Annotated in this window: 28 protein-coding genes; 13 read left to right on the top strand and 15 right to left on the bottom strand. The window is 62.9% G+C overall.

Going from position 1 to position 26,748, the window contains the following annotated elements; translation table 11 throughout:
• Window positions 1–27: 27 nt before the first annotated feature.
• From FJ959_RS28290 to FJ959_RS28325, 7 genes are all read right to left on the bottom strand, one after another.
• Window positions 28–1,077: a sn-glycerol-3-phosphate import ATP-binding protein UgpC gene (locus FJ959_RS28290; protein WP_140500808.1), complete on the bottom strand. Its 1,050-nt coding sequence runs from the start codon at window positions 1,075–1,077 to the stop codon at window positions 28–30.
• 7 nt (window positions 1,078–1,084) lie between these two features.
• Complete coding sequence (ugpE, locus tag FJ959_RS28295) at window positions 1,085–1,933, bottom strand: sn-glycerol-3-phosphate ABC transporter permease UgpE (protein ID WP_140633274.1); 849 nt, start codon at window positions 1,931–1,933, stop codon at window positions 1,085–1,087.
• Between the two features lie 8 nt (window positions 1,934–1,941).
• A complete protein-coding gene (gene ugpA / locus FJ959_RS28300; protein WP_140513871.1) occupies window positions 1,942–2,826 on the bottom strand; it encodes a sn-glycerol-3-phosphate ABC transporter permease UgpA in 885 nt (294 codons plus the stop codon).
• Window positions 2,827–3,065: 239 nt separating this feature from the next.
• Window positions 3,066–4,370 (bottom strand): sn-glycerol-3-phosphate ABC transporter substrate-binding protein UgpB, encoded by a 1,305-nt coding sequence (gene ugpB, locus FJ959_RS28310; protein WP_140633277.1) that lies wholly within the window; start codon window positions 4,368–4,370, stop codon window positions 3,066–3,068.
• 393 nt (window positions 4,371–4,763) lie between these two features.
• A complete protein-coding gene (locus FJ959_RS28315; RefSeq protein ID WP_140565896.1) occupies window positions 4,764–5,888 on the bottom strand; it encodes an ATP-binding protein in 1,125 nt (374 codons plus the stop codon).
• Window positions 5,885–7,378, bottom strand: coding sequence for a circadian clock protein KaiC (kaiC, locus tag FJ959_RS28320; protein ID WP_140500803.1), 1,494 nt, complete (start codon window positions 7,376–7,378; stop codon window positions 5,885–5,887). The genes FJ959_RS28315 and kaiC overlap by 4 nt, the downstream gene beginning before the upstream one ends.
• Complete coding sequence (locus FJ959_RS28325; RefSeq protein WP_140500802.1) at window positions 7,362–7,685, bottom strand: circadian clock KaiB family protein; 324 nt, start codon at window positions 7,683–7,685, stop codon at window positions 7,362–7,364. Before FJ959_RS28325 ends, kaiC begins: the two co-directional genes overlap by 17 nt.
• A gap of 261 nt (window positions 7,686–7,946) precedes the next feature.
• Here FJ959_RS28325 and FJ959_RS28330 point away from each other — a divergent pair, with 261 nt between their 5' ends.
• Entirely contained in the window at window positions 7,947–8,705 is a 759-nt protein-coding gene (locus tag FJ959_RS28330) for a Crp/Fnr family transcriptional regulator (RefSeq protein ID WP_140513873.1), read from the top strand.
• A gap of 191 nt (window positions 8,706–8,896) precedes the next feature.
• Here the strand turns inward: FJ959_RS28330 and FJ959_RS28335 are convergent, their stop codons facing one another.
• A complete protein-coding gene (locus FJ959_RS28335) occupies window positions 8,897–9,577 on the bottom strand; it encodes a TlpA disulfide reductase family protein (protein ID WP_140633280.1) in 681 nt (226 codons plus the stop codon).
• Window positions 9,578–9,613: 36 nt separating this feature from the next.
• Here FJ959_RS28335 and argH point away from each other — a divergent pair, with 36 nt between their 5' ends.
• The 3 genes from argH (at window position 9,614) to lysA (ending at window position 12,701) form a co-directional block, all read left to right on the top strand.
• Entirely contained in the window at window positions 9,614–11,014 is a 1,401-nt protein-coding gene (gene argH, locus FJ959_RS28340; protein ID WP_140625574.1) for an argininosuccinate lyase, read from the top strand.
• A 140-nt stretch (window positions 11,015–11,154) separates the two neighbouring features.
• Window positions 11,155–11,361: a lipoprotein gene (locus tag FJ959_RS28345; RefSeq protein ID WP_140500798.1), complete on the top strand. Its 207-nt coding sequence runs from the start codon at window positions 11,155–11,157 to the stop codon at window positions 11,359–11,361.
• Between the two features lie 68 nt (window positions 11,362–11,429).
• A complete protein-coding gene (lysA, locus tag FJ959_RS28350) occupies window positions 11,430–12,701 on the top strand; it encodes a diaminopimelate decarboxylase (protein ID WP_140565890.1) in 1,272 nt (423 codons plus the stop codon).
• Here the strand turns inward: lysA and FJ959_RS28355 are convergent, their stop codons facing one another.
• Window positions 12,702–13,004: a metalloregulator ArsR/SmtB family transcription factor gene (locus FJ959_RS28355; RefSeq protein WP_140513877.1), complete on the bottom strand. Its 303-nt coding sequence runs from the start codon at window positions 13,002–13,004 to the stop codon at window positions 12,702–12,704.
• A 50-nt stretch (window positions 13,005–13,054) separates the two neighbouring features.
• Between FJ959_RS28355 and FJ959_RS28360 the strand changes: the two genes are divergently transcribed.
• The 3 genes from FJ959_RS28360 (at window position 13,055) to FJ959_RS28370 (ending at window position 17,122) form a co-directional block, all read left to right on the top strand.
• Window positions 13,055–13,996, top strand: a complete 942-nt coding sequence (locus FJ959_RS28360; RefSeq protein WP_140633283.1) for a threonine/serine dehydratase — start codon at window positions 13,055–13,057, stop codon at window positions 13,994–13,996.
• A gap of 118 nt (window positions 13,997–14,114) precedes the next feature.
• Window positions 14,115–16,709 carry a TIGR02302 family protein gene (locus tag FJ959_RS28365; RefSeq protein WP_140584041.1) on the top strand — a complete coding sequence of 865 codons (2,595 nt, stop codon included), beginning with the start codon at window positions 14,115–14,117 and terminating at the stop codon, window positions 16,707–16,709.
• A 41-nt stretch (window positions 16,710–16,750) separates the two neighbouring features.
• A complete protein-coding gene (locus FJ959_RS28370) occupies window positions 16,751–17,122 on the top strand; it encodes a glyoxalase superfamily protein (RefSeq protein ID WP_140584039.1) in 372 nt (123 codons plus the stop codon).
• Here FJ959_RS28370 and FJ959_RS28375 read toward each other — a convergent pair.
• Complete coding sequence (locus FJ959_RS28375) at window positions 17,101–17,982, bottom strand: LysR family transcriptional regulator (RefSeq protein WP_140558119.1); 882 nt, start codon at window positions 17,980–17,982, stop codon at window positions 17,101–17,103. The genes FJ959_RS28370 and FJ959_RS28375 overlap by 22 nt on opposite strands.
• Window positions 17,983–18,204: 222 nt before the next feature.
• Between FJ959_RS28375 and FJ959_RS28380 the strand changes: the two genes are divergently transcribed.
• Window positions 18,205–19,146, top strand: coding sequence for a DMT family transporter (locus tag FJ959_RS28380; protein ID WP_181171815.1), 942 nt, complete (start codon window positions 18,205–18,207; stop codon window positions 19,144–19,146).
• Here the strand turns inward: FJ959_RS28380 and FJ959_RS28385 are convergent, their stop codons facing one another.
• The 3 genes from FJ959_RS28385 to FJ959_RS28395 all read right to left on the bottom strand — a co-directional run bounded on the left by FJ959_RS28385 (window position 19,147) and on the right by FJ959_RS28395 (window position 20,901).
• A complete protein-coding gene (locus FJ959_RS28385; protein WP_181165388.1) occupies window positions 19,147–19,518 on the bottom strand; it encodes a response regulator in 372 nt (123 codons plus the stop codon).
• A 109-nt stretch (window positions 19,519–19,627) separates the two neighbouring features.
• Window positions 19,628–20,170, bottom strand: coding sequence for a hypoxanthine phosphoribosyltransferase (gene hpt, locus FJ959_RS28390; protein WP_023677924.1), 543 nt, complete (start codon window positions 20,168–20,170; stop codon window positions 19,628–19,630).
• Window positions 20,171–20,259: 89 nt separating this feature from the next.
• A complete protein-coding gene (locus FJ959_RS28395; protein WP_140633286.1) occupies window positions 20,260–20,901 on the bottom strand; it encodes a hypothetical protein in 642 nt (213 codons plus the stop codon).
• A 301-nt stretch (window positions 20,902–21,202) separates the two neighbouring features.
• Between FJ959_RS28395 and ftsE the strand changes: the two genes are divergently transcribed.
• The 3 genes from ftsE to FJ959_RS28410 all read left to right on the top strand — a co-directional run bounded on the left by ftsE (window position 21,203) and on the right by FJ959_RS28410 (window position 23,654).
• Complete coding sequence (gene ftsE / locus FJ959_RS28400; protein ID WP_027023302.1) at window positions 21,203–21,862, top strand: cell division ATP-binding protein FtsE; 660 nt, start codon at window positions 21,203–21,205, stop codon at window positions 21,860–21,862.
• Entirely contained in the window at window positions 21,855–22,841 is a 987-nt protein-coding gene (locus tag FJ959_RS28405; RefSeq protein ID WP_140633289.1) for an ABC transporter permease, read from the top strand. The genes ftsE and FJ959_RS28405 overlap by 8 nt, the downstream gene beginning before the upstream one ends.
• Before the next feature lie 99 nt (window positions 22,842–22,940).
• Window positions 22,941–23,654 (top strand): YdcF family protein, encoded by a 714-nt coding sequence (locus FJ959_RS28410; protein ID WP_140633292.1) that lies wholly within the window; start codon window positions 22,941–22,943, stop codon window positions 23,652–23,654.
• Window positions 23,655–23,663: 9 nt separating this feature from the next.
• Here FJ959_RS28410 and FJ959_RS28415 read toward each other — a convergent pair whose 3' ends face one another.
• Window positions 23,664–24,293: a pyridoxamine 5'-phosphate oxidase family protein gene (locus FJ959_RS28415; protein ID WP_140633295.1), complete on the bottom strand. Its 630-nt coding sequence runs from the start codon at window positions 24,291–24,293 to the stop codon at window positions 23,664–23,666.
• 25 nt (window positions 24,294–24,318) lie between these two features.
• A complete protein-coding gene (locus tag FJ959_RS28420; protein ID WP_140633298.1) occupies window positions 24,319–24,789 on the bottom strand; it encodes a DUF1348 family protein in 471 nt (156 codons plus the stop codon).
• A gap of 113 nt (window positions 24,790–24,902) precedes the next feature.
• Between FJ959_RS28420 and FJ959_RS28425 the strand changes: the two genes are divergently transcribed.
• Both FJ959_RS28425 and FJ959_RS28430 read left to right on the top strand, forming a co-directional pair.
• Window positions 24,903–25,805, top strand: a complete 903-nt coding sequence (locus FJ959_RS28425) for a LysR family transcriptional regulator (RefSeq protein ID WP_140633301.1) — start codon at window positions 24,903–24,905, stop codon at window positions 25,803–25,805.
• A 121-nt stretch (window positions 25,806–25,926) separates the two neighbouring features.
• Window positions 25,927–26,715, top strand: a complete 789-nt coding sequence (locus tag FJ959_RS28430) for a 1-acyl-sn-glycerol-3-phosphate acyltransferase (protein WP_140633304.1) — start codon at window positions 25,927–25,929, stop codon at window positions 26,713–26,715.
• Window positions 26,716–26,748: the final 33 nt, after the last annotated feature.

Raw genomic sequence — 26,748 nt, forward strand, 5'->3', positions numbered from 1 at the left:
CTCGCTGATCAGCATGCAAGATTGGCGTCAGTCGACCCTCTTTGCAGCCTGATCGAACCAGTGAAGTTTCTCGGCCTTGGCCACGACGCGCAACTGGTCGCCGGGCTTGGCTGTTGCGCGCGCGGCCACACGCACGACGATGCGGTCGCCTCCTGCCGCACAGTGAAGAAAGCTGTCCGCTCCCACCGGCTCGACCGCCTCCACCATTGTCGGCAGCACGAGCGCGCCGGACGGTGCCTCGGCCGCGAAAGTGACATCGGCATCCTCGGGGCGGAAGCCAAGCGTGACGGCATTCGCAGGCGCAAAGTCGCTCGTCTTGCTGCCGGTCAGCGCCGGACCCGAAAGGGACAGAAGATTCATCGGCGGTGCGCCGATGAAAGAGGCGACGAACGTCGAGGCCGGCTTTTCGTAAATGTCGAGTGGCGCGCCCGCCTGCTCGACCAATCCGCCATTCATCACGACAAGGATGTCGGCCAACGTCATCGCTTCCAACTGGTCATGGGTGACGTAGACCGAGGTGACACCGAGCGAGCGCTGCAAGTTCTTGATTTCGACCCGCATCTGGCCGCGCAGCTTGGCATCGAGATTGGAGAGTGGCTCGTCGAACAGGAAGACTTTCGGATTGCGCACGATGGCGCGGCCCATGGCGACGCGCTGGCGTTGACCGCCTGAAAGCTCGCGCGGGCGCCGGTCAAGCAGCGCTGAAAGCTCCAGCACCTTGGCGGTCGAACGAACCCTGCTGTCGATCTCGTCCTTGGGCGTACCGCGATTGCGTAGCCCGTAAGCCATGTTGTCGTAGACTTTCATATGCGGATAGAGCGCATAGTTTTGGAACACCATGGCGATGTCGCGCTCGGTCGGGCCGATCGTGTTGACGATCTTGCCGTCGATAGCGACCGTGCCGGAAGAAATGGTCTCCAGCCCGGCGATCATCCTCAAAAGCGTGGACTTGCCGCAGCCGGACGGCCCGACCAGCACACAGAGTTCCTTGTCGGGAATGGCAATGGAGACGCCCTTCACGGCTTCGACGCCGCCGGCATATACTTTCTTCACGTCCCTCAGATCGACCGTCGCCATCGGCTTCTCACTTTTCGGTGTCGACCAGTCCGCGCACGAACCAGCGCTGCATCAGCACCACAACCAGGATTGGCGGCAAGATTGCCAGGATCGCCGTGACCATGACCAAATGCCATTGGGTGTCGGCATCGGCGAAGGAGACCATCTTCTTCAGTGCGATGACGATGGTGTTCATATCGTTGCTGTTGGTGACCAGCAGCGGCCACAGATACTGCGTCCAGCCGTAGATGAAAAGAATGACGAACAGCGCCGCGATATTGGTGCGCGACAATGGCAACAGGATATCGAAAAAGAACCGCCATGGACCGGCGCCGTCGACGCGCGCCGCCTCGACCAACTCGCCCGGGATGGTCATGAAGAACTGGCGGAACAACAACGTTGCGGTGGCCGAGGCGATCAGCGGGATGATCAGTCCGGCATAAGTGTCGATCATACCGAGGTCGACCATTACCTTGTAGGTCGGCAGGATGCGCACCTCGACGGGAAGCATCAGGGTGATGAAGATCAGCCAGAAGAAAGTCATGCGCAGCGGAAAACGGAAGAAGACGATCGCATAGGCCGACAGGATCGAGATGAATATCTTTCCGACCGCAACGCCGAGCGCCATGATCGTGGAGTTGAGGAGCAGCCTGCCGACGCCGAGCCCGCCGATGCGGCCGACGCGGCCGAACAGCGCCTCGCCGTAATTGTTCCAGAACTCGCTGCCCGGCCGGAAAGGCAGTGGCGGCCTAAGGATGGTTTGCAGCGTCTGCGTCGAGGCAACGAAAGTGTAGTAGATCGGAAAGGCCACGATCAGTATGCCGAGGATGAGCACGGCATGTGCAAGGAAAATGCGAAACGGGGATTGACCGATCATCGCGCTCCTCAGCCGTAATGAACCTTCCGTTCCACGTAGCGGAACTGGATGGCGGTGAGCGCGATGACGATGACCATCAGGATGACCGACTGCGCCGCCGAATCGCCGAGGATCAGATTGACGAAGCCGTCATTGTAGACCTTGTAGACCAGTGTCTCGGTGGCCTTGCCCGGCCCGCCGCCGGTGACGGCGTGGACGATGCCGAACGTGTCGAACAGCGCATAGACGGTATTGACGACCAAAAGGAAAAACGTCGTCGGCGCCAAAAGCGGGAAGACGATGGTCCAGAAGCGCTTGGTTTCGCCGGCGCCGTCGATCGCCGCCGCCTCGATCAGCGTTTTCGGCACCGCCTGCAGCCCGGCGACGAAGAACAGGAAATTATAGCTGATCTGCTTCCAGGCGGCCGCCGCCACCAGAAGGATCATGGCGTCGGTGCCGTTGAGCAGCGGATCCCAGGCGACGCCCAAACGTCTCAGCAGATAAGACAGCGAGCCGATCGATGGATTGAACAGGAACAGCCACAGCATGCCTGCAATCGCCGGCGCCACCGCGTAGGGCCAGATCATCAGCGTGCGGTAGAGGCCTTTGCCGCGCACCACCTTTTCCGCCATCACGGCAAGGAGCAGCGCCACGCCCATGGCAACGATCACGGTCGCGAGCGAAAACACCACTGTGACCTTGATCGAGTTGAGATAGGCCGGGTCGGCAAGCACCTTGCGGAAATTGGCAAACCAGACGAACCTGCTCCTCAGCCCGAACGGGTCCTGCCTCAGCATCGACTGGTAGAGCGCCTGCCCGGCCGGCCAGTAGAAGAACACCAGCGTGATGGCAAGTTGCGGCGCCACCAGGAGGTATGGCAAGACTTTGTTGGGAAAGACGACGCGCGGGGTCAATGCGCCGCTCCGGCGTGGAAAGCCGAGCGGCACTCTACGGCGCTCACCGCTGCCCTGCCGGGCATCTCCCCTTCTTGGAGGAAGATTGGCAGTTCCTGCGGCAGCTGCCATTCTCCAGCTTTGACAATCGCCGAAAACGGTCGCGACAGCCAGTCTCCCCCCTTCAGGGGGAGATGCCCGGCAGGGCAGAGGGGGGCCTCGTAGAGCAAGGACTATAACTCGATAGGTTCGGACGCGCCCTAATTCCCCAGCGCTTCCTTGATCGCCGCGTTGCCACGCGTGACCGCATTGTCGAGCGCCTGCTGGGCGGTTTCCTGGCCGGCAAGCATCTTTTCGAACTCCTCGTTCTGGATGTCGCGCACCTGCGGCAAGTTCGGCAACCGCACGCCCTTCGAATTGTCGGTCGGCGCCTTGCCCGTCATCTGCAGGATCGGCGTCTCGCGACCGGGATTCTTGTCGTAGAAGCCGGACTTTTTCGTCGCCTCATAGGCGGCGAGCGTCACCGGCAGGTATCCCGATTTCTGGTGCAGATATTCCTGCACATCGGTCTTGGACAGATAGGCGAAGAAAGCCGCGACGCCTTTGTACTCCTCGTCGGACTTGCCGCCGAAGACCCAAAGGCTGGCACCGCCCGGCGTCGTGTTCTGCGGCGCGCCCTTGGCGTCGCTGTCATAGGGCAACTGGCCAATGCCGTAGTTCATGCCCGACTTGACGATGTCGCCTAGGCCGCCCGAGGATTCGGTGAAGATGCCGCATTCGCCGGCGAGGAATATCTGCTTGGCTTCGGAGGTGCGCCCGCCATATTTGAAGGTGCCGTCCTTGGCCAGATCGGCGAGCGCCTGGAAATGTTTGACGAAGATCGGCGAGTTGATCTTGAGTTCGACATCACCGCCGGCCAGGCCATTCTGCTGCGTGGCCCACGGCACATCGTTCCACGCCGCGAAGTTTTCCAGGTGTATCCAGGTCAGCCAGGTCGAGGTGTAGCCGCAAGCGGCGGCGCCGCTCGCCTTGATCTTTTTGGCATCCTCCCACACCTCGTTCCAGGTCTTGGGTGGGTTGTTCACATCGAGCCCCGCCTTCTGGAAGATGTCCTTGTTGTAGTAGAGGATCGGCGAGGAGGAGTTGTAGGGGAAGGACAGCATGGTGCCGTCCGGCGTCGAATAATAACCGACGATGCCTGGCAGATACTGGCTCTTGTCAAAGTCCATCCCGGCGCCGGTCAGCACCTCGGCCACTGGCTTGATCGCGTCCCGGGCCGCCATCATCACGCCGGTGCCGACATCGAACACCTGGATGATGTCAGGCGACTGGCCGGCGCGATAGGCGGCGATGCCGGCATTCAGCGTTTCGGGATAGGTGCCCTTGAAAACCGGAACAATCTGGTAGTCGCCCTGGCTGGCGTTGAAATCCTTGGAAATCTTGTCGACGACCTCTGCGTTGGCGCCGGTCATGGCGTGCCACCAGCTGATCTGCGTGACGGCGAAGGCGGAGGTTGTGGAAAGCAGGGTCACGGCGACACCGGCCGCGAAGCCAAAGAACTTCATGTTTCGTCTCCCGTTCTCATTGCTTGTCATTGGCGAAAGGGGCACTCCCGCAATGGCACTATGTGTCGTTCGCGCGCAGCGGACAACGGTTTTGTTGCGGGCAGGCGCACTTCATGTCCGGCTAAAGTAGCGTTCACTTCCGGATGAAAGTGACCCGGAAAAGGATTGCATAGCGGCTTGCTGCTTGAATTGATGTACCAGGGACCTGTCTCGAGACGGTCAGCGACCTCACCGACGAACGGCGTCTAACAGCACATGACAACGCTGACATGACAACGCTGAAAAAGGCGTCGGTTTGCTCGGTCGATGCGTGGAAATTCCCGTCCCGCGCTCAGCCTGACGGATTTGACATCGGCCAATCAGTCTGCTGGCCGGGAATGGGTCTGCCGCCGCTCAGTTCTGCTGCCGCTGGGTTCCAGAAGCGCGCGGCAAGTAGAGATGCAGGCTTGTTCCCTGACCGATTTCGCTATCGATTCGGACATGCCCACCGGATTGCTTGATGAAGCCGTAAACTTGGCTTAGCCCGAGTCCCGTACCCTGCCCTTCCGATTTTGTTGTGAAGAACGGCTCGAAAACGCGCGCCAGGGTGTCCTTGCTCATTCCACAGCCGGTATCGCGTACAGTCACGCGAACAAATGAAGCCGCCGCTGAACGCAAATCCTCCAGATCATTTGGAAAATTGCTGGTCTCAATCGTGAGGGTGCCACTGCCTTTCATTGCATCTCTGGCGTTCACCGCAAGGTTAAGAACGGCGATGTCGAGCTGGTTGGCATCGATAAGGATAGGGTCCAAGGCTGGATCCAGATTGCATTGCACCCGGATACCGCTCCCCAACGTCCGTTCCAGCAGCGTCGTCAGCCCCTTGATACGTTCATTGAGATCAATCTGTTCCGGGGCCAGGGATTGGCGTCGCGAAAAGGCAAGCAGTTGCTGTGTTAGCGCTCCTCCATTTTCGATCCGCCTGAACATCTCCTCGACCAGCAGAGTGACTTTCTCATCCGCAGGATATTTAGCGATCTGTTTCTCCAGAAGCCGAAGGCCAGACCCGAAAACGGCGAGTAGGTTGTTGAAGTCATGGACAATGCCAGCTGCGAGGCGTCCAATGGCTTCGAGCTTTTGTGACTGGCGTGCGTTTTCTTCTCTTGATCGCTGGGCCGAGACATCGCGCAGGCTGGCAAGCAATGCGGGCCTGCTGTCCCAGGTAACCTCGACCGTACGCATTTCCACTTCTGCCGGCTTGCGGCCGGAACGGTGAACGGTGATCTCGGCGATCTCTCCGGAGACGACCGGACGGCCGAGCGGAACGTGGAGGAGTTCGTCAAGCGGCTGTCCAAAAATTACGGCTGCCGCAGGATTGGCATAGAGCACTGTTCCGTCCAAATCGACCACCAGCATCCCGTCGGCGGTATTTTCGATCAACTGGCGAAAGCTGAGCTGGCTGATGCCAGCCGGAGATGTATCTCCGGGCGATTCCAGCATTTCGGCGGCGTTTTGCGCCGTATTCAAGGCGCTCTTCATGTCGACGTGTTGTCCACGGCGGAGTCGCCGAACACATCAGGCGCGCTGTCAAAGGGCTTTCCAAGATGCATACCGCCACTGTCGATGGTGAAGCGCCGTATCTGTTTGTCGTGTTCGCTGCCGCGCATTTTCAGCACCATCATGCCGCGATGCATGAATTCTTCCTGCTGAATGTAGCGCAACAGAATGATCGAATCGGTGAGTGTGGAAATATGCTGCTCGCTAGCGCTCTGGCCTCCGACAAGCGATTTGTTGGTAGCGGTGCAAAGGCCGGCAATTTCGCGCTTCTTTATGAAGGAGGTGACGCTGATCAAGAACTCACGAAACCCGGTTTCTGGAGCGATGCGCTCCAATGCCGACAAGCTGTCGATTGCCATGCGATCGGGTTTGAACTCCGCCACCAGTTCGCGGATCATCAGAAGGTGATCCGGCAAACTCTGCGCTTCCGGATAAAGGCAGACTACCTTCAGGCGACCATCCGCCTCCATCGCTTCGAAATCGACGCCCCAGCTACGCGCGTTGCGGAAAAGCTGGCCGCGGCTCTCCTCATAGCCGACGAGCAAGGCGCGTTCGCCCGCAGCCACTCCGCCCGCTAGAAAGTTGGTGACAAGTAGAGTCTTTCCGGTGCCTGTGGCTCCACTGACAAGGGTTACGCTGTCGCGAAAGAACCCGCCGCTGCACATTTTGTCGAGTTCGGAATTACCACTGGTGACCCGTTTCGTGCTTGATTGCTGCTCCAGGCGCAACGATGACAGAGGCACAGCTACGATGCCCTGTTCGGCGACCAGCGTTATGGGCACTTCGCCCTCAACGTGACGGCTGCCGCGCATTTTCAGGACTTCTATGGTCCGCCGACGGCGCTCGCGATCAAGGGCATTGCGAAGGATCACGACATTGTCTGCGACGAACTCCTCTATTCGGTGACGGGAGATTTCACCATATTCACTGTTGCGTTCCGCGGTCATAAGGACCGTCAACCCTTCTTTCTTCAGCGCGGTCGCAATACGTAGAAGTTCGCGGCGCACTGCCGTCTGCTCGGCTACGAAATGATCGAAAAGTTGGGTAACCGAATCGAGCACGATGCGCTTTGCCCCGGCGCTTCGGCTCGCGTGCAGAATGCGGGTCAGAAGACCGGCGAGGTCGAAATCGCCCACAACCACCTGGTCCTGATCGCGCGGGCTCGCATCGACGAAAACAAGCTTGTCCGCCGCTCGCCAGCCGCGGATGTCCCAGCCGAAGCTCGCCATGTTTACCTCGATCTCGGTTGGCGACTCCTCGAAAGTGACGAAGACACCGGCCTCATTGAGACCGGTGATGCCATGCGCCAGGAACTGCGTGGCGAATACGGTCTTGCCGCTACCGGGCGTGCCGCCCACGATGGTGGTGCGTCCGCGCGGCAAGCCACCCATCACCAAGTCGTCAAAAGCCTCGATCCCTGTATTGACGCGTTCAAGAACCGGGTCGATAGAGATCTCATCCGTCGCGGTCATGAATATCATCCTTCTTGCGAAAACCGAAATAGTCCAGAACCTGAGCGATATTGCTGATGTCGCCCACCAGACGGCGCGGGGGATCGGCGGATTCGTCGGAGAGCGTCGGCGTTGCTAGTATCCCTGCTCGCTCCGCCTCATGAGGATGTTCCAGGATATCGAAGATCTGGATTTCAATGGATGCGCTCATCTCCTCGATTATCTTCAGGCGGCTTTCCAGTGCCCGACGAGCACCGGGCGTGTCTCCGGCGATGTAGAGCCGGAGAAGGGGATGGGCCCCTGAAGCGGGCGGTTGTTCCGGGTTCATATCTCACGCTGGTTGCACGGGTTCAGTATCGACGTGCTCTACGCGACACGCCAGCAATTCAACCGCAGGGCTTTGTTGTCCGCCTTGGGCGATCTTCTAGCATTTCGCCTGGAGCCGACGCGCCACAGCTCGCGCTCGATGGGGCCTGGATCAGCACCCCTGTCACTTCTTAGACATTCGCGCTTTGCGCGTCTGCGCACTAGTGGACATTTCTCCGGTTATTGGGATATGGGCCGCAAGCGATCGTTCGGAGGAGTGTAAATGGAAGCCCGCGCCCACATAGACTCCGGCATGATCGGCAACAATCTTCTGCGGGCACTCACCGCGGCAGATTGGGCAATCCTCGAGCCTTGGCTGGATGAGTGGTCGGCCCCCACCGGAACACTGCTTTATGAACCTGGCGACACGGTTCGCCATGCATACTTCCCGAGAGGTCCCAGCCTGATTTCCTATCTCGTCGTGCTGAGCGACGGGCGTGCGATCGAGACGGCTCTGGTCGGACGAGAAGGGGCAATTGGCGGAGTTGTCAGCCAAGGCAGGCTCCCAGCTTACGCTCGCGCTGAAGTACAATTGGGAGGTTCGTTCTTCCGCATCGACCTGCTTAACCTTGAAGAGGCGAAGTCCAGGTCGTCGACGCTACGGAATCTGTTCGCGCGGTACGCGGACTGCCTGATGGCGCAGATGTTCCAGTCCGTCGCCTGCAATGCCGCGCATTCGATCGAGCAACGGACAGCGAAATGGCTGCTGGCCGCCATTGATCGGACGGGCACTCCCGATCTGGCGCTGACACAAGAACAGCTCGCCGTAATGCTCGGAGTCGGCCGGAGCTATTTGAGCCGCGTCATACGCGATCTGAAAGAACACGGTCTCATTGAGACCCATCGTGCCCGGATCGTCGTTCGCAAGGTCGACGGCCTGCGGTGGCTTGCTTGCGAGTGCAATGCGGCGGTCAGTCATCACTTCGACGAAGTATTGAAGGGCGTCTATCCCCTGCCGACCAACGGCTCGTCTGGCCGATAGCACAAACGGCTCGCCATATATGTCCTTAAGGTGAGTCCCTGGACGCCGAGGCTTGGACTACTATCTCGGCAAGCCGGCGCCGATCCAGGCATTCGACGAATTGACCGGGTCGGCTCAGGCCGCCGCGGATGGGCTGGGCGGAACCGTTGCGTGGTCAAGCCGCGCTTGCGCCCAGCCTTGTCCCAGCCTCTTCAAGACCCGAGCGCGGCCTCGACAAGCCGCTTGGCGTCCGGCCCCGACCACTCGGCCGGGCCGTTCATATGGGCGATCAGGCAGCCTTCGCCGTCGATCAGCATGGTGACGGGCAGGCCGAGCGCCAGGCCGCGCGTCTTGAGCTCGTTGAACAGCGCCATCGTCGAATCCCTGTAATAGCCGAGCGCCTCGACGCCGGTGTCCTTGAGGAACTTCTTCGGCTTCACGTCGTCGCCGGCATCGACGTTGACGGCGACGACCTGGAACGCATCGCTGCCTTTCTCCTTCTGCAAGGCGTCCAGCGCCGGCATTTCGGCGCGGCATGGCGCGCACCATGTCGCCCACAGATTGAGCAGCACCGTCTTGCCGGCATGGTCGGCGATGGTCATCGGCTTGCCGTCCGGGTCGTTGAAGGCGAGGCTCTTCATCGATTGCGGCGGATCGGCTGGCAAGAGCGCCGCGACCTCGCCGGTGGCGGCTGCGGCGATCTTCTTGGCGCGTTCGCTCTTGGCGGCGCAGGCGACATCGTCCTTGCTGTCTCCGACGGCGACTTGCGACGCGGCGTTGTTGCCAGACTGGCTCTCGCTGACATATACCGCGACCGCGCCGGCCAGCGCTCCCGCCACCAGGGCGGCGAGGATCAGGCGCGGGGCCGGGAAAAATCTGTTTCCGTCTGCCATGTTCTCAAAACTGCTCCGAGCACGGGTTTTATAGCCATGAGCGACAACAAGACCAGCAACCAGATGTGGGGCGGACGATTTGCCTCGGGTCCGGCCGCGATCATGGAAGCAATCAACGCATCGATCTCGTTCGACCGCAAACTCTATGCGCAGGACATCAGAGGTTCGATCGCCCATAGCGCGATGCTGGCGCAAACGGGCATTATTTCGGCGGCCGATCAAGAGAAAATCGCTCACGGCCTGAACACGATCCTGAAAGAGATCGAGGCGGGCACGTTTGAATTCTCGACCAGGCTGGAAGACATCCACATGAACGTCGAGGCCCGCCTCGCCGAGCTGATCGGTCCGGCCGCCGGCCGGCTGCACACGGCCCGCTCTCGCAACGACCAAGTTGCAGTGGACCTCCGGCTCTGGGTCAAGGACGAGTGCTTTCGCGTCGCCGAGGCCTTGAAGGGTCTCATCAGTGCGTTGCTGGAGCGGGCCGAGCAGCACGCCGCGACGGTGATGCCGGGCTTCACCCATATGCAGGCGGCGCAGCCGGTGACATTCGGCCACCACTGCATGGCCTATGTCGAGATGTTTTCGCGCGACCTGTCGCGGGTGCGCGACGCCATCGAACGCATGGACGAGAGCCCGCTCGGTGCAGCAGCCCTTGCCGGCACCAGCTTTCCGATCGACCGCCACCAGACCGCCAGTGCGCTCGGCTTCCGCGAGCCCATGCGCAATTCGCTGGACAGCGTCTCGGACCGCGATTTCGCGCTGGAATTCCTGGGACTGGCGGCCATATGCGCCACGCATCTGTCGCGGCTGGCGGAAGAAATCATCATCTGGTCAACGCCGCAATTCGGCTTCATCAGGCTGTCGGACAGCTTCTCCACCGGCTCCTCGATCATGCCGCAGAAGAAGAACCCCGACGCCGCCGAACTGGTGCGCGGCAAGACCGGGCGCGTCACCGGCCATCTGGTCGGCCTGCTGACGGTGATGAAGGGCATGCCTTTGACCTATGGCAAGGACATGCAGGAAGACAAGGAATCGGTGTTCGATGCCGCCGAGACGCTCGACCTGATGCTGGCGGCGATGACCGGCATGGTCTCCGATATGACGGTGAACGCGGCGGCGATGAAGAAGGCTGCCGGCTCCGGCCACGCAACCGCGACCGACCTTGCCGACTGGCTGGTGCGCACGCTCGGCCTGCCGTTCCGGGAAGCGCATCATGTCACGGGACGGGCGGTGGCGCTGGCCGAAGAGAAGAAGCTGAGCCTGGAGAAGCTTGCGCTGGAAGACTTGCAGTCGATCCACCCCGGCATCACGAAGGACATTTTTTCGGTGCTGGCCGTGCAGAACTCTGTGAAGAGCCGCACCTCCTTCGGCGGCACCGCACCGTCGGAAGTCAGGAAGCAGATCCGCTACTGGAAAAAGCGGCTGGCCAAGGCGTGATGCCGGACATTGCGGCCAGCCATATCCCGGATATTGCAACCGCCAATATCCACGATATTGCAACGGCAATATCCAGGGTGCAATGCGCCGAGAACTCGGCTAAAAGCAGCGGCGGAAAAAAGTTTCGGACGGATGGATCGATGACCGGAAGCAGGATTTTGGTGACACTGACGCTGCTTGCGGCGGTTGCCGCCGTTACGGCTTGCGGCAGAAGGTCCGGTCTCGACACGCCTTACGAGGCGGCCGTGCAGGCGCGCAAGGACGCCGAGAAGGCACACCAACCCGTGCCGCCGGAACCGGAAAAACCGGTCGCGGACAAGAAGTTCATTCTCGACCCGCTGCTCTAGAGCCGGTCAGAGCGGTTTAGAGTGCTAAACCCGCTCCTACCCTGCTCCAACTTTTCGGAACCACTCTCGTGAACCATTTCGACTACCGCGACGGCGTGCTTCATGCCGAGGACGTGGCGATATCGGACATCGCCGCAACCGTCGGCACGCCATTCTACTGCTATTCGACGGCCACGCTGACCAGGCACTACCACGTCTTCGTCCAGGCATTTGCCGGGCTCGATGCACTGGTCTGCTACGCCATGAAGGCGAATTCCAATCAGGCGGTGCTCAAGACCTTGGCCAGGCTCGGCGCCGGAGCCGACGTGGTGTCGGAAGGCGAGTTGCGGCGCGCGCTGGCAGCCGGCATCCCGGCCAGCAAGATCCTGTTCTCCGGCGTCGGCAAGACCGCGCGTGAGATGGACTTTGCGCTGGCAGCCGGCATCCTGTGCTTCAACGTCGAATCCGAGCCCGAACTCGAACTGCTCTCGTCGCGCGCAGTTGCCCTGGGCAAGGTGGCGCCGGTCTCGCTGCGCATCAATCCGGATGTCGACGCCAGGACACACAAGAAGATCTCGACAGGCAAAGCCGAGAACAAGTTCGGCATCCCATGGCAGAAGGCGCGTCAGGTCTATGCGCGCGCGGCTGAATTGCCGGGCATCAAGGTCACCGGCATCGACACCCATATCGGCAGCCAGATCACCGAGCTGCAACCCTTCGACGATGCCTTCGCGCTTTTGGTGGAACTGGTCGGCGCGCTGCGCGCCGACGGCCATGCCATCGAGCATGTCGATCTCGGCGGCGGTCTCGGCATTCCCTACCGCGTCGACAACAACCCGCCACCGCTCCCCGACGCCTACGCGCAGATCGTCCGCAAGCACGTCACCAAGCTTGGCTTGAAGGTGATGTTCGAGCCGGGCCGGCTGATCGTTGGCAATGCCGGTATCCTCGTCTCGCAAGTGATCTTCGCCAAAGAAGGCGATGCCAAGAATTTCCTCGTCGTCGACGCCGCCATGAACGACCTGATCCGGCCGACGCTCTACGACGCTTTCCACGACATAAGACCGGTGGTGCTGCCCCCCGCCGACGCGCCGCGCATGACGGTCGATATCGTCGGCCCGGTCTGCGAGACCGGCGACTATCTCGGCCTCGACCGCGACCTGCCAAAGCTCAAGTCCGGCGACCTGATCGCCATCGCCACCGCCGGCGCCTATGGCGCGGTGCAGGCGGGCACCTACAACACCCGCCTGCTGGTGCCGGAAGTGCTGGTCGACGGCGATCGTTTCCACGTCGTGCGCCCGCGCCAGACCTATGACGAACTGATCGGCCTGGATTCGATCCCCGACTGGCTTGCATACTAGCTATAGCCGGTTCTGGATGAGCGCTCTTGTCTCGGCGATCCTGTCCTCGTCGCGGCGATAGAATGTCCATTGCTTGATGCGCTTGGCCCGTAACAGCCCTGCCTGCGTGAGCACACGCATGTGCTCGCTGAGCGTCGCCTGGGTAATGCCGAGCTTTTCGGCGATCAGCAGCGCACAGACGCCGTCCTCGACCAGATCGCCATCCGCCTGGGCCGGGAAATGCGCGCGCGGATCCTTCAGCCAGTCGAGGATCCGCAGCCTTCGTTCGTTGGCGATCGCCTTGAACACATCAACCTCTTGCATTTAGCCATTTTGCCAAGTTACTAATTGCTGTCAATCCCAAGGAGATGGCCATGACCAACGGCAACACCATAACGCGCGAACTGATCGCGATGATGGAACCGCGCATCCGTCGCTATGTGCGCCACACGCCGGTGCTGCGCGTCGACATGGCCGACTTCAACCGGCCGCCGCTGGCGGTCGATCTCAAACTCGAATGCCTGCAGCATTCCGGTTCGTTCAAGGCGCGCGGCGCGTTCACCAATCTTCTCGAGCGGCAGGTCCCCGGGGCCGGTGTCGTCGCCGCCTCGGGCGGCAATCATGGAGCGGCGGTGGCGTATGCCGCCATGCGTCTCGGCCACAGGGCGACCATCTTCGTTCCGGAGGTGAGCCCGCCGGCCAAGCTGGAGCGCATTCGCAGCTACGGCGCCGAGCTGGTCGTCGGCGGCGCCCGCTATGCCGAGGCGCTGGCCGCCAGCGAACGTTTCGCCGAGCAAACCGGCGCCTTGCAGATCCACGCTTTCAACCAGGAGGAAACGCTTATCGGGCAAGGCACGCTCGGGCTGGAAATCGAGAACGACCTGCCTGAGATCGACACTTTGCTGGTCGCCGTGGGCGGCGGCGGCCTGATCGGCGGCATCGCCGCCTGGTTCGCCGGCCGTATCCGCATCGTCGCCGTAGAACCCGAGGGCGCGCCGACACTCTATCGCGCCCTCGAGGCCGGCCATCCGGTCGATGCGCCGGCCGAGGGCATCGCCGCCGATTCCCTGGCGCCCAAACGTGTCGGCGAGATGATGTTCCCGATCGCCGAGGCCTTCGTGGAACGCTCCATCCTGGTCAGCGACGACGACATCGTCGCCGCCCAGAAGGCGCTGTGGGACCGGGTGCGGATCATCTCGGAACCCGGTGGCGCCGCGGCGTTCGGCGCCATCCTGTCCGGCCGCTATGCGCCGGCACCCGGCGAACGGCTCGCCGTCCTGGTCTGCGGCGCGAACGCAAACCCGGCGAAATTCTGATCGCCGCGCCTTTCTCTCCTTCACGTTTTTCAGGAACTGCCTCGCCTTCGCCGCGTTTGCTGGGTATTCTTCGAGTCGTGAGGTTCGGGCCATCCCGCCCGCTCCCGTGGAAGGGCCGATGACGGAACGACCGATCTTCAGCAGCGATCGCGGTCTTGCCGGGCGCCTGGCGCTCAGCCGGCTGGCGACGCGGGTCTCGATGATGGTCGAACGGGGCTGGCCGCTCCTGCTGCCGCTTCTCGTCGTCGCCAGCCTGTTTCTCAGCATTTCCTGGCTAGGGCTTTTCCCGCGCCTGCCCGATGCGGCGCGCATCGGGTTGGTCGCCGCCTTCGGCGTTGCGACACTGGCCGCGCTCTATCCGCTACGCTTTTTCCGCATGCCGGGCGGCGCCGAGATCGACCGCCGCATCGAGGCGGCCAATCACTTGCTGCACCACCCCGTCCAGACCCAGACGGACCGGCCGAGCGGCCGCGAAAGCAGCTTCTCGCAGGCGCTGTGGCGCGAGCACCAGAAGCGCATGGCCGACAGGCTCGACAGCCTCGGCGCCGACGTGCCGCGCACGCGCGTGCCGGAACGCGATCCCTGGGGATTGCGCGCCGTGGCAGCGCTTCTGCTCGTCACCGCCTTCGCTTTTTCCTTCGGACCGACTGGTGGCCGGATAGCCGACGCGTTCAGCGCCCAGGACGCGCATGACGCCGTGCCGCCGCGCATCGATGCATGGGTGACGCCGCCCGTTTATACCGGCAAGCCGCCGATCTTCCTTACGGCAGACGCCAACCAGGCGGCGCCGGCTTTCCACGTTCCCGAAGGCAGTGATGTTTCGCTGCGCGTCACCGGCGGCACGGGCGAGGAGACGCTTGCCTATGCCGATAAGAATGGCAATGCCCGCGCCATCGATCCCGCCGACCCGCAGGCGGCCGCGGCCAAGCCGGCGGCAAGCCCGGCAGCGCAGTCCAAAGTGCGCCAGTTCATCGGCAAGCTGACGAGCGATGGCACGCTGACGCTGAAGTCGGGCGAGGGCGAACTCGGCCGTTGGGCCTTCGCGGTGATCCCGGACAAGCCGCCGCAGATCCGTTTCGTCGGCGAGCCGAAGCGCGCTGTCAACGGCGCTTTCGAGCTCAACTACCAGATCGACGACGATTATGGCGCCGCCAACGCCAAGGCCGTGTTCGCGCTCGCCGATCCGCAGGCGCCCGATGCGCGTCCGCTCTACGGTCCGCCTGACATGCCGCTGACGCTACCGCGCCGCGGCGGCAAGGCGAATGCCGCCAGGACCTCGAAGGACCTGACCGAACACGTCTGGGCCGGCGCCGAGATCAAGCTGACGCTGGTCGCCACCGACGATGCCCGGCATACGGCGAGCAGCGAAACCAAGACATTGGTGATGCCGGAGCGGCCGTTCTCCAATCCGCTGGCGCGTGCCGTTATCGAGCAGCGCCGCCTGCTGGCGCTCGACGCGAACGCCAAGCCGCGCGTGCTCGACCTGATGGATGCGATCACGCTGCGGCCCGAGGACACGTTCGACAACATGTCCCACTACCTCGCAATCATGAGCGCGCGCAGCCGGTTGAAGATGGCCGACAGCGACGACCAGTTGCGCAACGAGGTCTCCTATCTCTGGGAAATCGCGCTCGGCATCGAGGAGGGCAATCTCTCGGCTGCCGAGAAGCGGCTGCGCCAGGCGCAGCAGGCTTTGCAGGATGCTATCAAGAACGGCGCCAGCGACGCGGAGATCGAAAAGGCGATGAAGGAACTGCGCGAGGCGATGAACCAGTTCCTGCGGGAATTCGCCGAGCGCGCCAAGCAGAATCCCAACGCCCCGCAGATGCAGCAGAACGGCCAGGAACTACGCCAGAGCGACATCGACCGCATGATGGACCAGATCGAGAACCTGGCGAAGTCCGGCGATCGCGACAAGGCGCAGCAATTGCTGTCGCAGCTGCAGGACATGATGAACAACCTCCAGGCCGGCCGCCAGCAGCAGGGTGGCCAGCAGGACAGCCAGATGCGCCAGCAGATGGACAAGCTCGGCGACATCCTGCGGCGCCAGCAGGAGATGATGAACGACACCTTCCGCATGGACCAGATGCAACGCGGCGAGCGCCAGCGCGGCCAGAACCGCGATGAACAGCTCGGCGAAGGCGGCGGCGAGGATCAGGACAAGCCGGGCGCAGGCGAGAACCGCGATCCGCTCGCCGGGCAAAAGCCGATGACGCCGCAGGAATTCGCCGACGCGCTGAAGCAGTTGCAGGAAGGCCAAGGCCAGCTGAAGAACGACCTCGAACAGTTGAAGAAGGGGCTCGAGGGCATGGGCATGGAGCCCAATGAAGGATTTGGCGAGGCGGGCAAATCAATGGGCAATGCCGAGCAGGCCCTGGGCGATGGTGAAGGTGATCAGGCCGTTGGCCACCAGGGCCGCGCTCTGGAGGCGCTGCGCAAGGGTGCCAAGGACATGATGAAGCAGATGCAGGCCATGCAGGGCGACGAAGGCGGCAGCGAGGAAGGCGGTCGCCAGCAGAACGCCGATCGCGATCCGCTCGGCCGGCCGCGTGCCAGCCAGGGTCCCGATTTCGGCGATTCGGTGAAGGTGCCGGACGAGATCGACGTGCAGCGCGCCCGCCAGATCCTGGAAGCGATCCGCAAGCGGCTCGGCAATGCGCTCAGCCCCGATATCGAGCGCAGCTATCTGGAACGGCTGCTGGAACTGAAATAGGGATCGCCGCCGCGGCATCCGCTGGGAGCGGCTGCAACATCATGCCCAAACTCGGCACAGTGACGCCCATCCTGCGCATCTTCGACATTGCCAAGGCCCACGAGTTTTACGTCGGCTTCCTCGGCTTCCAGGTGCTGTGGGAGCACCGCTTTGACGACAACGCGCCGCTTTACATGGCGGTCGGCCGTGACGGCTGCATCCTGCATCTGAGCGAACACCATGGCGACGGCGCGCCCGGCATCGCCATGCGCATCAAGGTCGAGGACATCGCCGCCCTGCATCGCGAGCTGATCGGCAAAGCATACCGTTTCGCCGGGCCGGGCCTGGAAAAGACGCCGTGGAAGACCCGCGAGGTGTCGGTTGCCGATCCGTTCGGCAACCGGCTGCATTTCTACGAGGATGCGGCCGGCTGAGTCTGCCTGTTGACGAACGCCTCGCGGATCGCCTCTTGCATGCCGTCGATCGCCTCGCCCGACGCATTCGGGTTGCGATGCATCACCACATTCGAGGAATCGATGTCACCGAAACCGTCGGCCGACGTCAACTCCCGGCAGCCGTCCGGAATGTTGCTGCGCGAAATCGGTGCGATCGCCAGTCCTGAGGTCACGGCAAGCTTCAGGCCGCCGGTCGTGTCGCTGGTGTAGGCGACACGATAGCCAAGCCCGCGCTGCTCGAGCGATTTGATGGCGAAATCCTTGCACCAGCCGGCTCGGTTATAGAGAGCGATCGGCACCGGACGCTCCTCATGCATGTTATGCAGGATCGATGTCACCCACACCGTCGGATCGTTCATCAGCACTTCGCCGCCTGAAGGATCCTGCCATTCGAACACCACGCAAAGATCGAGTTCGCCGGCGGCAAGCGCCGCTATCTGCGCCCCCGAATGGGCATAGCGCACGGTGACCTCGACCTTGGTGTGACGCTTCGAGAACGCGCCGAGCGCGCGCGACAGGATGGCATGGCCGTATTCTTCCGGAATGCCGATCCGCACCGGCCCGCCGAGCGGCGCCGCCGCCATCGACGCGGCCGTCTCGTCGAGCAGTGAGACGATGCGGCGGGCATTGACAATCAGCTCGCCGCCGCGCCGCGTCAGCGCCACGCCGCGCGACCCGCGCTCGAACAGGCTGTCGCCGATGACGCTTTCGAGCTTCTTCATCTGCATCGAAACCGCCGATTGGGTGCGGCCGGCCTGCTCGGCCGCCTTGGTGAAATTGCCTGCTTCGACAATGGCCACGAAGGTGCGCAGGAGATCGCTGTCGAGAGTGGGTCGCATCCCGTCCGCCATAAGGAATTTTGATTGCTGGTATCATTCCAATTCGTTTGCAACATGTCAAACACGGGATGATAGTTGCTACACCCATTGGATATGTGGCTGAGGATTCGGCCACGGACCAATCAAGAGTCCTCACTCATGCCCGCTGCCCGAAACGGTGGCGGGTTCTTTTTAGCTTGCTGCAAGCTTGCTTGCGCCCTGGTACGGGAGCTTGGGATCCTCATGCGCAATCGGATGGTGCTCGGCATGCTGAGCCTGTGCCTGGGCGTGTTGGTCTTCTCGCTGCAAGACCCGCTCGTCAAGGCGGTGTCGGGCGGCTACTCCGTGACTGAGGTGATGGCCATCCGCGCGATCGTCGCCCTGCCGATCCTGATTGTCCTCGTCCATGCCGATGTCGGGCTGCGAGCGATCCTGTCGCGGCGGTTCGGCATGCTGACCATGCGCGCCTTCATTCAGTTCACCTCCTACACCATGTACTACCTCGCCATCGCCGCCTTGCCCCTGGCCGATGCCGTGGCGCTCTATTTCATGGCCCCGCTGTGCATCATGGTGCTGGCCGGGCCCTATCTTGGCGAACGGGTCTCCTGGCAGGCGCTGGCGACCGTGTTGATCGGGCTGCTTGGCGTCGTCGTGATGCTGCGCCCCGGTGTGGGACTGTTCGACTGGGCGGCGCTGCTGTCGCTGGGCTCCGCGGTGCTCTACGGCTTCTCGCAACTGATGGCGCGCAAGATCGGCGACACCGAATCCTCGACCGTGATGGCTTTCTACCAGAACGGTGCCTATCTCGCCGGTGCCGCACTGGTCGCAAGCCTGTTCTGGCTAGCCGGCATCAATCATGCCGCCCATCCCAGCCTGGAATTCTTGGTTCGCCCCTGGCTGTGGCCGACAATGCCGGATTTCCTCAAGATGGCCGCCTGCGGCTTCGTCGCCTCCGCCGGCATGATCTTGCTGTCGCAGGCCTACCGGATGGCGCCGGCCAACCGCGTAGCCACCTTCGAATACACCGGCATCCTGTGGTCGCCGCTATGGGGTTTTCTGTTCTTCGCCGAAGTGCCGCGGTCGACGACCGTGATCGGCGCCGCCCTTATCATCGGCGCCGGCCTGCTTGCGCTCAACACCGGACGGCGCAAGCTCCCCGTACTCGTCGCTGCCGATCCCGCCTGATCAGGCGAAAATGCTCAGCGCCCGTTCGACGCGTGAACGGATTTCGGCCAGCGTGAACGGCTTCTGCACGACGTCGAGGATGATGCCGTTCAGTTCCTCGGCGCGCTCGCGCTGATCGGCATAGCCGGTCATCAGCAGGATCTTCATCGACGGGAAAAATGCCGAAGCTGCAATCGCCATCTCGATGCCGTCCATCTCGGGCATGCGGATGTCGGAGACGACGAGATCATAGGCGCCCTTCGCGGCGCGTATCAGCGCCAGCCCTTGCGCGCCGTCGGCGGCGATGTCGATTGCGTGCCCGGCGCGTTCGAGCGCCCGGGCTGCGAGGGTGCGGACGGACTCATCGTCCTCAACGATCAGAAGCTTTGCCATGGCCGGCATGTTTGGCGAGCAAACGTTGACTTTTTCTGAAGGGCCCGGCGCTCCGGCATGGGTTATTTTCTTGAAGCCGTTAAGGCCTTTTTCAGTATTTGCCGCTGCCTCACGCATCGCCTTTGACGACGCCGACGAACGGCAGTTCGCGAAAGGCGTGCGCGACATCCATGCCGTAGCCGACGACGAAATAGTCGGGGCAGTCGAAGCCGACATAATCGGCATTGAGGGTGGTCTGGCGACGCATGCGCTTGTCGAGCAGCACCGCGATGGCGCAGCTTCTGGCGCCGCGTGACAGCATCAGGTCGCGGGTGAAGCTCAGCGTCTTGCCCGACTCCAGAATGTCGTCGATCAGAAGCACGTCGCGGCCGGCGACCTCGTTGTCGATGTCGCGCAGCACCCTCACCTCGCCGCTTGTGGTGCCGGCGCCGTAGCTGGAGATGAAGATGAACTCGACCTCTGGCGACAGGCCGACATCATGCATGGCGCGGATAAGGTCTGCGGCGAAGATGAACGAGCCCTTCAGCACCGAGATCACCAGAAGATCGTGATAGTCGTGCCCGGCGATCTCCTTGGCGAGTTCGAGATTGCGTCGGGCGATGGCCGACGCCGAAAACAGGACCTCGATGTCCTTGCCGCGCACAACTGGCATTCTTCGTCCCTTCAAGATTTTCAAAGGCCTTCGCGCACCGGAAGCGCTGACATCAGCCGTTTGCGGGCCGGCCTCACCTGTCGCACATGCTATTCCGCGAAGGTGACCGACACCGTCCTTACGCCGTTTCTAGGGACGTCGAGCCGGCTGGCAAAGCCGAATCTTTCACTTGGCGCCAATGAGCGGCTGGATGTCCCCAAAGTATAGCGCGTTGTGCGCCCGTCATTGCCGGTGACGCGGATCTCGAGAGGCGGCAGCGTCGCCGGACTTGCACCGTCATTGGCGGCCTCGCCGTCGACGAACAGCACGGGGTTCGCCCCGGACGCGTCCACACGTGACGTCACCCCTGAAATGCTCAACGCCGAGGCCGGTCCGCCCGCGGCGGGCGGCGCCTGGCGCACCAGTGCGTGCCCGCCGGAAACCCAGAAGGCGGCAAAGACGGCGCCGATACCGGCGATCCAGAAGATCGGCCCGCCGCGCGGCGCCGGTGGCCGCTCCGCCGGCGGCTCGGACTTGCGCAGCATGTCCATGCCTTCGAGGGATGGCATGGACATCACGCGCCGCGGTGAAATGGCCTCGGCATGGGGCGCGGCCCGCGGCACCACCACATAGTCGGCATCGACGATATCCGCCGCGCCAGCGCGCAGGATACGCTCCGGCGCGGCATTTGCCGGCGGATCGGTCATGATTTCGCCGGAAACCGGGCGCGCGGTTCGATCCTCAGCCATCATGGCCCCAGCATTGCAGCACGTTCGCTTTTCGTTTCTTTTGCGTAAAGGCAAATGGTTAACGCTTCCCCACCGGAGCCCTTGTGACGAGCCGAAACAACCCGCTAATTAACCGCCGGTTAACCATGCCGGCCGATGGTCTTTTCCCAGAACAGGCCGGCTTGCCGCCGACGGATTCCGATTTCAGGTCAAATCGACCTGAAATCTGAATCCGCCTCTGAATTAGAGTGATAGAGCATGATGTCGCCCGAAAACCGCCTCACACTTTTCGGCATCACGCTCTAGGAATTTCAGGTCGCCGAAAGTGATTCGCTTCGAAAATGTCGGCCTCCGCTATGGCATGGGTCCGGAAATCCTCCGCGACATCTCCCTGCACATACCGGAGCGCTCGTTCCAGTTCCTGAGCGGGCCTTCGGGCGCCGGCAAGACGACGTTGCTGCGCCTTCTGTTCATGTCGCTGAAGCCGACGCGTGGGCTGATCACCATCTTCGGCAAGGACCGCTCGCGCATCTCGCGCGCCGAACTGCCGCATCTCAGGCGCCGCATCGGCGTGGTGTTCCAGGATTTCCGCCTGCTCGACCACATGACCACGTATGAGAATGTCGCGTTGCCCTTGCGCGTGCGCGGGCGCGAGGAAGCGAGCTACCGCACCGACGTCACCGAGCTGTTGAAATGGGTCGGGCTCGGCGAACGCATGCATGTGCTGCCGCCAGTCCTGTCGGGCGGCGAGAAGCAGCGAGCCGCGATCGCCCGCGCCCTGATCGAGCAGCCGGAGATCCTGCTGGCCGACGAGCCGACCGGCAATGTCGATCCGCCGCTGGCGCGACGCCTGCTCAGGCTCTTCATCGAACTCAACCGCCTGGGCACCGCCGTGGTGATCGCGACCCACGATCTCGGCCTGATGGAGCAGGTCGATGCGCGCCGCATGATCCTGGCCGGCGGGAGGCTTGATATCTATGACTGAGCTTTCCGCCGAACACCTCGACGCACAGGCCGACGAAGCGGCCGCGCCAAGGCCGCGCGTCCAGCGCAAGATGGCGCCCATCGTGCCGGCGCAGAACATCGCCGGCCGCGCCCTGGTGCTGGTCATCGCCATCATGACCTTCCTGTCCTGCCTGACCTTCGGCGCGGTTACCCTGGTGCGCGACACCGCCTCGGTCTGGGAAAACCAGATCTCGCGAGAGGCGACGATCCAGATCAAGCCGGTCGACGGCCTCGACATGGAGGCAGCCCTTGCCCAGGCCTCGCAGATCGCCGGCGAATTCCCCGGCGTGAAGGCGACCAGGATCATCGACCGCGACGCCACCGCCAGATTGCTGGAGCCGTGGCTGGGTTCGGGCCTCAACATCGACGAACTGCCGGTGCCGCGGCTGATCATCGTCACCATCGACGAGAGCAACCCGCCCGATTTCGCCGCCATGCGCGCCGCGATCACGCCGAAGCTGCCGAGCGCATCGCTTGACGATCACCGCACCTGGGTGGACCGGCTGGTGGCCATGGCCCGCACCACGGTGACCATCGGTATCGCGGTGCTGGCGCTGATGCTCTCGGCGACGGTGCTGACCGTGGTGTTCGCCACGCGCGGTGCCATGGCCGGCAACGGCCACATCATCGAGGTGCTGCATTTCGTCGGCGCCGAAGCGCGTTTCATCGCCCGCGAGTTCCGTCGCCATTTCCTGATCACCGGGATGAAGGGCGCGGCCGCCGGCGGAGCCGCCGCGGTCGCCGTCTTCATCGTCTTTTCCTGGTGGTCCTCGCGCAACATGGCGACCCCGCAGGCCGACCAGGCGACTGCGCTATTCGGCAACTTCGCCATCGGCTCGGCCGGCTATCTCGGTGTCGTGCTGATGGTGCTGATTATCGGCGCGCTGACGGCTGCAACCTCGCACGCCACCGTCGTCGCCTATCTCAGCGACATCGACGTGCGCCAGCCTGAAGCATGACGACGTCGAATGACCAGGATCGATCACGCATGAAGAACCGCCGTAACGCAAATTGCGATTTTTACCTACCAAAGGCCGCATTTCGGGATTAACCATGCCATGATGGAGGTGCGGGACTCGACCAGTACCGTTGGACCGATGCCGGCGTTGGTGGCGCGTCCGCATGGACGCGGCCGGGTTTCGGCCGTGCTGCGCGTTTCTTCTTTCGCCTTGCTTGCCCTGGTCGCCCTGTTTGCCGGCGGCTTCGGCTGGTTCGCCAACACCGTCAGCCATCTGACCACCCCTGCCAACCCGGCCAAGGCCGACGCGATCATCGTGTTGACCGGCGGCCAATCGCGCCTCGATGCGGCGATGGAGCTGCTGGCGTCCGGCAAGGGCGCGCGGCTTTTGATCAGCGGTGTGCATCCCTCCGCCAGCCGACGTCAGCTTCAGGCCGCGACCGGCGGTGACATCAGGCTGTTTTCCTGCTGCGTCGACATCGACCGCGCCGCGCTCGACACGATCGGCAATGCCGAGGAAAGCGCCAAATGGGTCGAGAGCCATGCCTATGGCACGGTGATCCTCGTCACCAACAATTACCACATGCCGCGCAGCCTGCTGGAAATGGGCCGGCTGCTGCACAAGGCCAAGCTCGAACCCTATCCGGTGGTCAACAGCAATCTCGACAATGGCGGCTGGCTGACCAAGCCGCGGGCATTGCGCGTGCTGTTCACCGAATACAATAAATATCTGCTGGCATTGGCGCGCGGTATCGTTCCGGTGAAGCCGACGCCGGACGGCATCGCGTTGGCCGAGATCGCCGCCGGCAGCTGAACCTGCTCGTCATTTGGTGACGGATCCCGGCGCCTGCCGCAGGCGAGCGACTTCCTGTTCGAGCCGTTCGATCCGCCTGTCGCGTTCGGCCAGCGCCGCCGCCACGTCAGCGGCCTCGAAGCGCTGCGGAATGTGCTGCGGACAATTCGCATCCCAGGTCGCCACGGTGAACAGAATGACCTGTTCGGGCCGTGCCGCATAATCCCGCGGCATCAGCCTCGCCATCAGCTCGGCGTCGCCTTCCACCACACGCGCCGTGCCCCAGATCTTGACACGCCGGCGATGGGCATAGTCGATGAGGAACAGGAAGGCCTGCGGATTGTCGGCGAGATTGCCCTGGGTGATGAACTGTCTATTGCCGGCGAAATCGGCGAAGCCGATCGTCTTTTCATCGAGCACCTTGAGGAAGCCGGCCGGCCCGCCGCGATGCTGGATATAGGGCTGGCCAACACCGTTGGCCGTCGACAGGAAGACGCTGGTCTGCATCTCGATGAAGGCCGCAAGGTCCGATGTAATCACCGACTGCCAGCCACCGCGCTCCTCGACCCGGGAATAGGCCTGGCGAGAGCCCTTGCGGGCCTGGATCGCCTTGACGGTCGGCGTGAAAGCGACGTCGCTGGTAAAAGCATGCGCGTCCATCGGTAGCCTTTCTTACCCGGAGAGGTTAAAGCCCGAGTTCAGACAGCGACGGATGGTCGTCCGGCCGTCGGCCGAGCGGCCAGTGATATTTACGGTCGGCAGCGCCGATCGGCAGGTCGTTGATGCTGGCGATGCGCAGCCGCATCAGCCCATATTCGTCGAATTCCCAGTTCTCATTGCCATAGCTGCGGAACCACGAGCCGCTGTCGTCATGCCACTCATAGGCGAAACGCACCGCGATACGGTTGCCATGGAAAGCCCAGACCTCCTTGATCAGCCGGTAGTCGAGTTCCCGGCTCCATTTGCGCGTCAGGAAAGCCTGGATGGCATCGCGGCCTTGCAGGAACTCGGCGCGATTGCGCCAGCGGCTGTCTACCGTATAGGCAAGCGCGACACGGGTTGGATCGCGCGAGTTCCAGGCATCCTCGGCCATGCGCGCCTTCTGCGCGGCGGTTTCCGCGGTGAATGGCGGCAGCGGCGGACGCTCTTGCGACATGACAATTCCTTTCTTGACCCGGGTCGTCTGCGTCACAGCCAATATGGAGGCTTCCATCAGACAGATGTAGATGCCATATTTGTAATCTATCCTTCCAATTTCCGGAAGAATCGATGGACCGGCTCGAAGCCATGTCGCTCTTTGTCGCCGCGGCGGAGGCCGGCAGCCTGTCTGCAGCCGCGCGCCGTTTTCGCATTCCGCTGGCGACGGTCAGCCGCAAGGTTTCCGACCTGGAACGACATCTGAAGACCCGCCTTCTGAACCGCTCGACACGCCGGCTGACGCTGACCGATGCGGGCCAGGCGTATCTTGCCGCCTGCCGCCGCATCCTGGGCGAGGTCGGCGAGGCCGAGCGCATGGCGGCCGGCGAATACAGCGCCCCGACGGGCGAACTGGCCATCACCGCGCCGGTCGTCTTCGGCCGCCTGCATGTGCTGCCGGTCGTGACCGGCTTCCTCGCCGCCTATCCCGACGTAGACATCCGCCTGACGCTGGCCGACCGCATAACCCAGTTGGTCGAGGACCATTTCGACCTCGCCATCCGCATCGGCCGGCTTCCCGACTCCAGTTTTGTCGCCATGCGGATCGGTACGATCCGCCGTGTCGTTTGCGCGAGCCCCGGCTATCTGGCCGAACGCGGCGCCCCGACGGCGCTTGCGGACCTCGAGTCCCACAGCTGCATTACCTTCGAAGGGCCGGGCGCGCTCTCGACATGGAGCTTCACCGTCGGGAAGGCCGAGATGCCGATTCGGGTCCGCTCGCGGCTTCAGGTCAACACCGCCGAAGCTGCGATCGATGCCGCGCTCGCCGGCGTCGGGCTGACGAGGGTGCTGTCTTACCAGGTCGACGCGGCGGTGCGGTCACGCGCGCTGCGCGTGCTGCTGCGGGAGTTCGAACCGGAACCCTGGCCGGTAAGCCTGGTGCACGCAGGCCACGGCTTGCTGCCGGTCAAGCTGCGCGCATTTCTTGACTTCGCCGCCCCGCGCCTGAAAGAAAGGCTGGCGCGGCTGATGTAGCGCGGCTGGGCCGTGGGCGAAGCCGAAATGTCTTTCGGCGCCGTTCGGGGGCATCTTCGGCCATTTCCTTTTTGCGCCCGCTTGGTGTAACCAACGCACACCTCTTTCCCGGGCCCCCCCAATGCTCCAAGTCCGATCGCTGGCGTTCAACTTCGTCTTCTACGTCAATCTGATCGTCCAGATGATCCTCTGGACTCCCTATTATTTCCTGTCGCCGCGCCATCGCGCCTGGTTCGTGCCGAAGTTCTGGTCGCGCACCTCGATGTGGCTCTACGACAAGATCGCCGGGACCAAGAGCGACATCACCGGGGTGGAAAATCTGCCCGAAGGTTCCTTCATCCTGGCGCCCAAGCACCAGTCCTTCTGGGACGCGATCGCCTTCTTCCCCTATCTCCAGGATCCACTCTACATTCTGAAGCGCGAGCTGACCTGGATTCCGTTCTTCGGCTGGTACATCCTGAAAATGCGCATGATCCCGGTCGACCGCGGCAGCCGCTCCAAGGCGCTGAAGGCGGTGGTTGCGGCGACCAAGGAAGAAATCGCGCGCAACCCGCGGCAGCTCATCATCTATCCCGAAGGCACCCGCCGCGCGCCCGGCGACGAACCCGCCTACAAATACGGCATTGTCGAAATCTATGCGCAGCTCGGCATTCCCGTGGTGCCGGTCGCCCATGTTGCCGGCCTCTATTGGCCGCGCCGCAAGTTCCTGCGCTATCCCGGCACCATCAAGGCGCGCTTCCTGCCGCCGATCCCGCCGGGCCTGGACAAGGAGGAATTCATGCGGCGGCTGATCGGCGAAACCGAAACCGCCTGCGACCAGTTCCTCATCGACGCGTCCCGTGCACCCAATCCGCCCGCCTTGCCGCCGACGGCGGTGAAGCGGCTGCGGGAACTCGGCGCCAAAGCCTGAAGTGCGGCCTTCGGCGCGACCGATGGCGGCCCG

Source organism: Mesorhizobium sp. B2-2-4 (assembly GCF_006442375.1).
GTDB lineage: Bacteria > Pseudomonadota > Alphaproteobacteria > Rhizobiales > Rhizobiaceae > Mesorhizobium.

What these genes read in the sequence shown, in the direction of transcription:
- FJ959_RS28290 (WP_140500808.1), bottom strand. Translation starts at nt 1,077, where the DNA reads ATGGCGACGGTCGATCTGAGGGACGTGAAGAAAGTATATGCCGGCGGC.
- ugpE (WP_140633274.1), bottom strand. Translation starts at nt 1,933, where the DNA reads ATGATCGGTCAATCCCCGTTTCGCATTTTCCTTGCACATGCCGTGCTC.
- ugpB (WP_140633277.1), bottom strand. Translation starts at nt 4,370, where the DNA reads ATGAAGTTCTTTGGCTTCGCGGCCGGTGTCGCCGTGACCCTGCTTTCC.
- FJ959_RS28315 (WP_140565896.1), bottom strand. Translation starts at nt 5,888, where the DNA reads ATGAAGAGCGCCTTGAATACGGCGCAAAACGCCGCCGAAATGCTGGAA.
- kaiC (WP_140500803.1), bottom strand. Translation starts at nt 7,378, where the DNA reads ATGACCGCGACGGATGAGATCTCTATCGACCCGGTTCTTGAACGCGTC.
- FJ959_RS28325 (WP_140500802.1), bottom strand. Translation starts at nt 7,685, where the DNA reads ATGAACCCGGAACAACCGCCCGCTTCAGGGGCCCATCCCCTTCTCCGG.
- FJ959_RS28330 (WP_140513873.1), top strand. Translation starts at nt 7,947, where the DNA reads ATGGAAGCCCGCGCCCACATAGACTCCGGCATGATCGGCAACAATCTT.
- FJ959_RS28335 (WP_140633280.1), bottom strand. Translation starts at nt 9,577, where the DNA reads ATGGCAGACGGAAACAGATTTTTCCCGGCCCCGCGCCTGATCCTCGCC.
- argH (WP_140625574.1), top strand. Translation starts at nt 9,614, where the DNA reads ATGAGCGACAACAAGACCAGCAACCAGATGTGGGGCGGACGATTTGCC.
- FJ959_RS28345 (WP_140500798.1), top strand. Translation starts at nt 11,155, where the DNA reads ATGACCGGAAGCAGGATTTTGGTGACACTGACGCTGCTTGCGGCGGTT.
- FJ959_RS28355 (WP_140513877.1), bottom strand. Translation starts at nt 13,004, where the DNA reads ATGCAAGAGGTTGATGTGTTCAAGGCGATCGCCAACGAACGAAGGCTG.
- FJ959_RS28360 (WP_140633283.1), top strand. Translation starts at nt 13,055, where the DNA reads ATGACCAACGGCAACACCATAACGCGCGAACTGATCGCGATGATGGAA.
- FJ959_RS28365 (WP_140584041.1), top strand. Translation starts at nt 14,115, where the DNA reads ATGACGGAACGACCGATCTTCAGCAGCGATCGCGGTCTTGCCGGGCGC.
- FJ959_RS28370 (WP_140584039.1), top strand. Translation starts at nt 16,751, where the DNA reads ATGCCCAAACTCGGCACAGTGACGCCCATCCTGCGCATCTTCGACATT.
- FJ959_RS28375 (WP_140558119.1), bottom strand. Translation starts at nt 17,982, where the DNA reads ATGCGACCCACTCTCGACAGCGATCTCCTGCGCACCTTCGTGGCCATT.
- FJ959_RS28380 (WP_181171815.1), top strand. Translation starts at nt 18,205, where the DNA reads ATGCGCAATCGGATGGTGCTCGGCATGCTGAGCCTGTGCCTGGGCGTG.
- FJ959_RS28385 (WP_181165388.1), bottom strand. Translation starts at nt 19,518, where the DNA reads ATGGCAAAGCTTCTGATCGTTGAGGACGATGAGTCCGTCCGCACCCTC.
- hpt (WP_023677924.1), bottom strand. Translation starts at nt 20,170, where the DNA reads ATGCCAGTTGTGCGCGGCAAGGACATCGAGGTCCTGTTTTCGGCGTCG.
- FJ959_RS28395 (WP_140633286.1), bottom strand. Translation starts at nt 20,901, where the DNA reads ATGATGGCTGAGGATCGAACCGCGCGCCCGGTTTCCGGCGAAATCATG.
- FJ959_RS28405 (WP_140633289.1), top strand. Translation starts at nt 21,855, where the DNA reads ATGACTGAGCTTTCCGCCGAACACCTCGACGCACAGGCCGACGAAGCG.
- FJ959_RS28410 (WP_140633292.1), top strand. Translation starts at nt 22,941, where the DNA reads ATGATGGAGGTGCGGGACTCGACCAGTACCGTTGGACCGATGCCGGCG.
- FJ959_RS28415 (WP_140633295.1), bottom strand. Translation starts at nt 24,293, where the DNA reads ATGGACGCGCATGCTTTTACCAGCGACGTCGCTTTCACGCCGACCGTC.
- FJ959_RS28420 (WP_140633298.1), bottom strand. Translation starts at nt 24,789, where the DNA reads ATGTCGCAAGAGCGTCCGCCGCTGCCGCCATTCACCGCGGAAACCGCC.
- FJ959_RS28425 (WP_140633301.1), top strand. Translation starts at nt 24,903, where the DNA reads ATGGACCGGCTCGAAGCCATGTCGCTCTTTGTCGCCGCGGCGGAGGCC.
- FJ959_RS28430 (WP_140633304.1), top strand. Translation starts at nt 25,927, where the DNA reads ATGCTCCAAGTCCGATCGCTGGCGTTCAACTTCGTCTTCTACGTCAAT.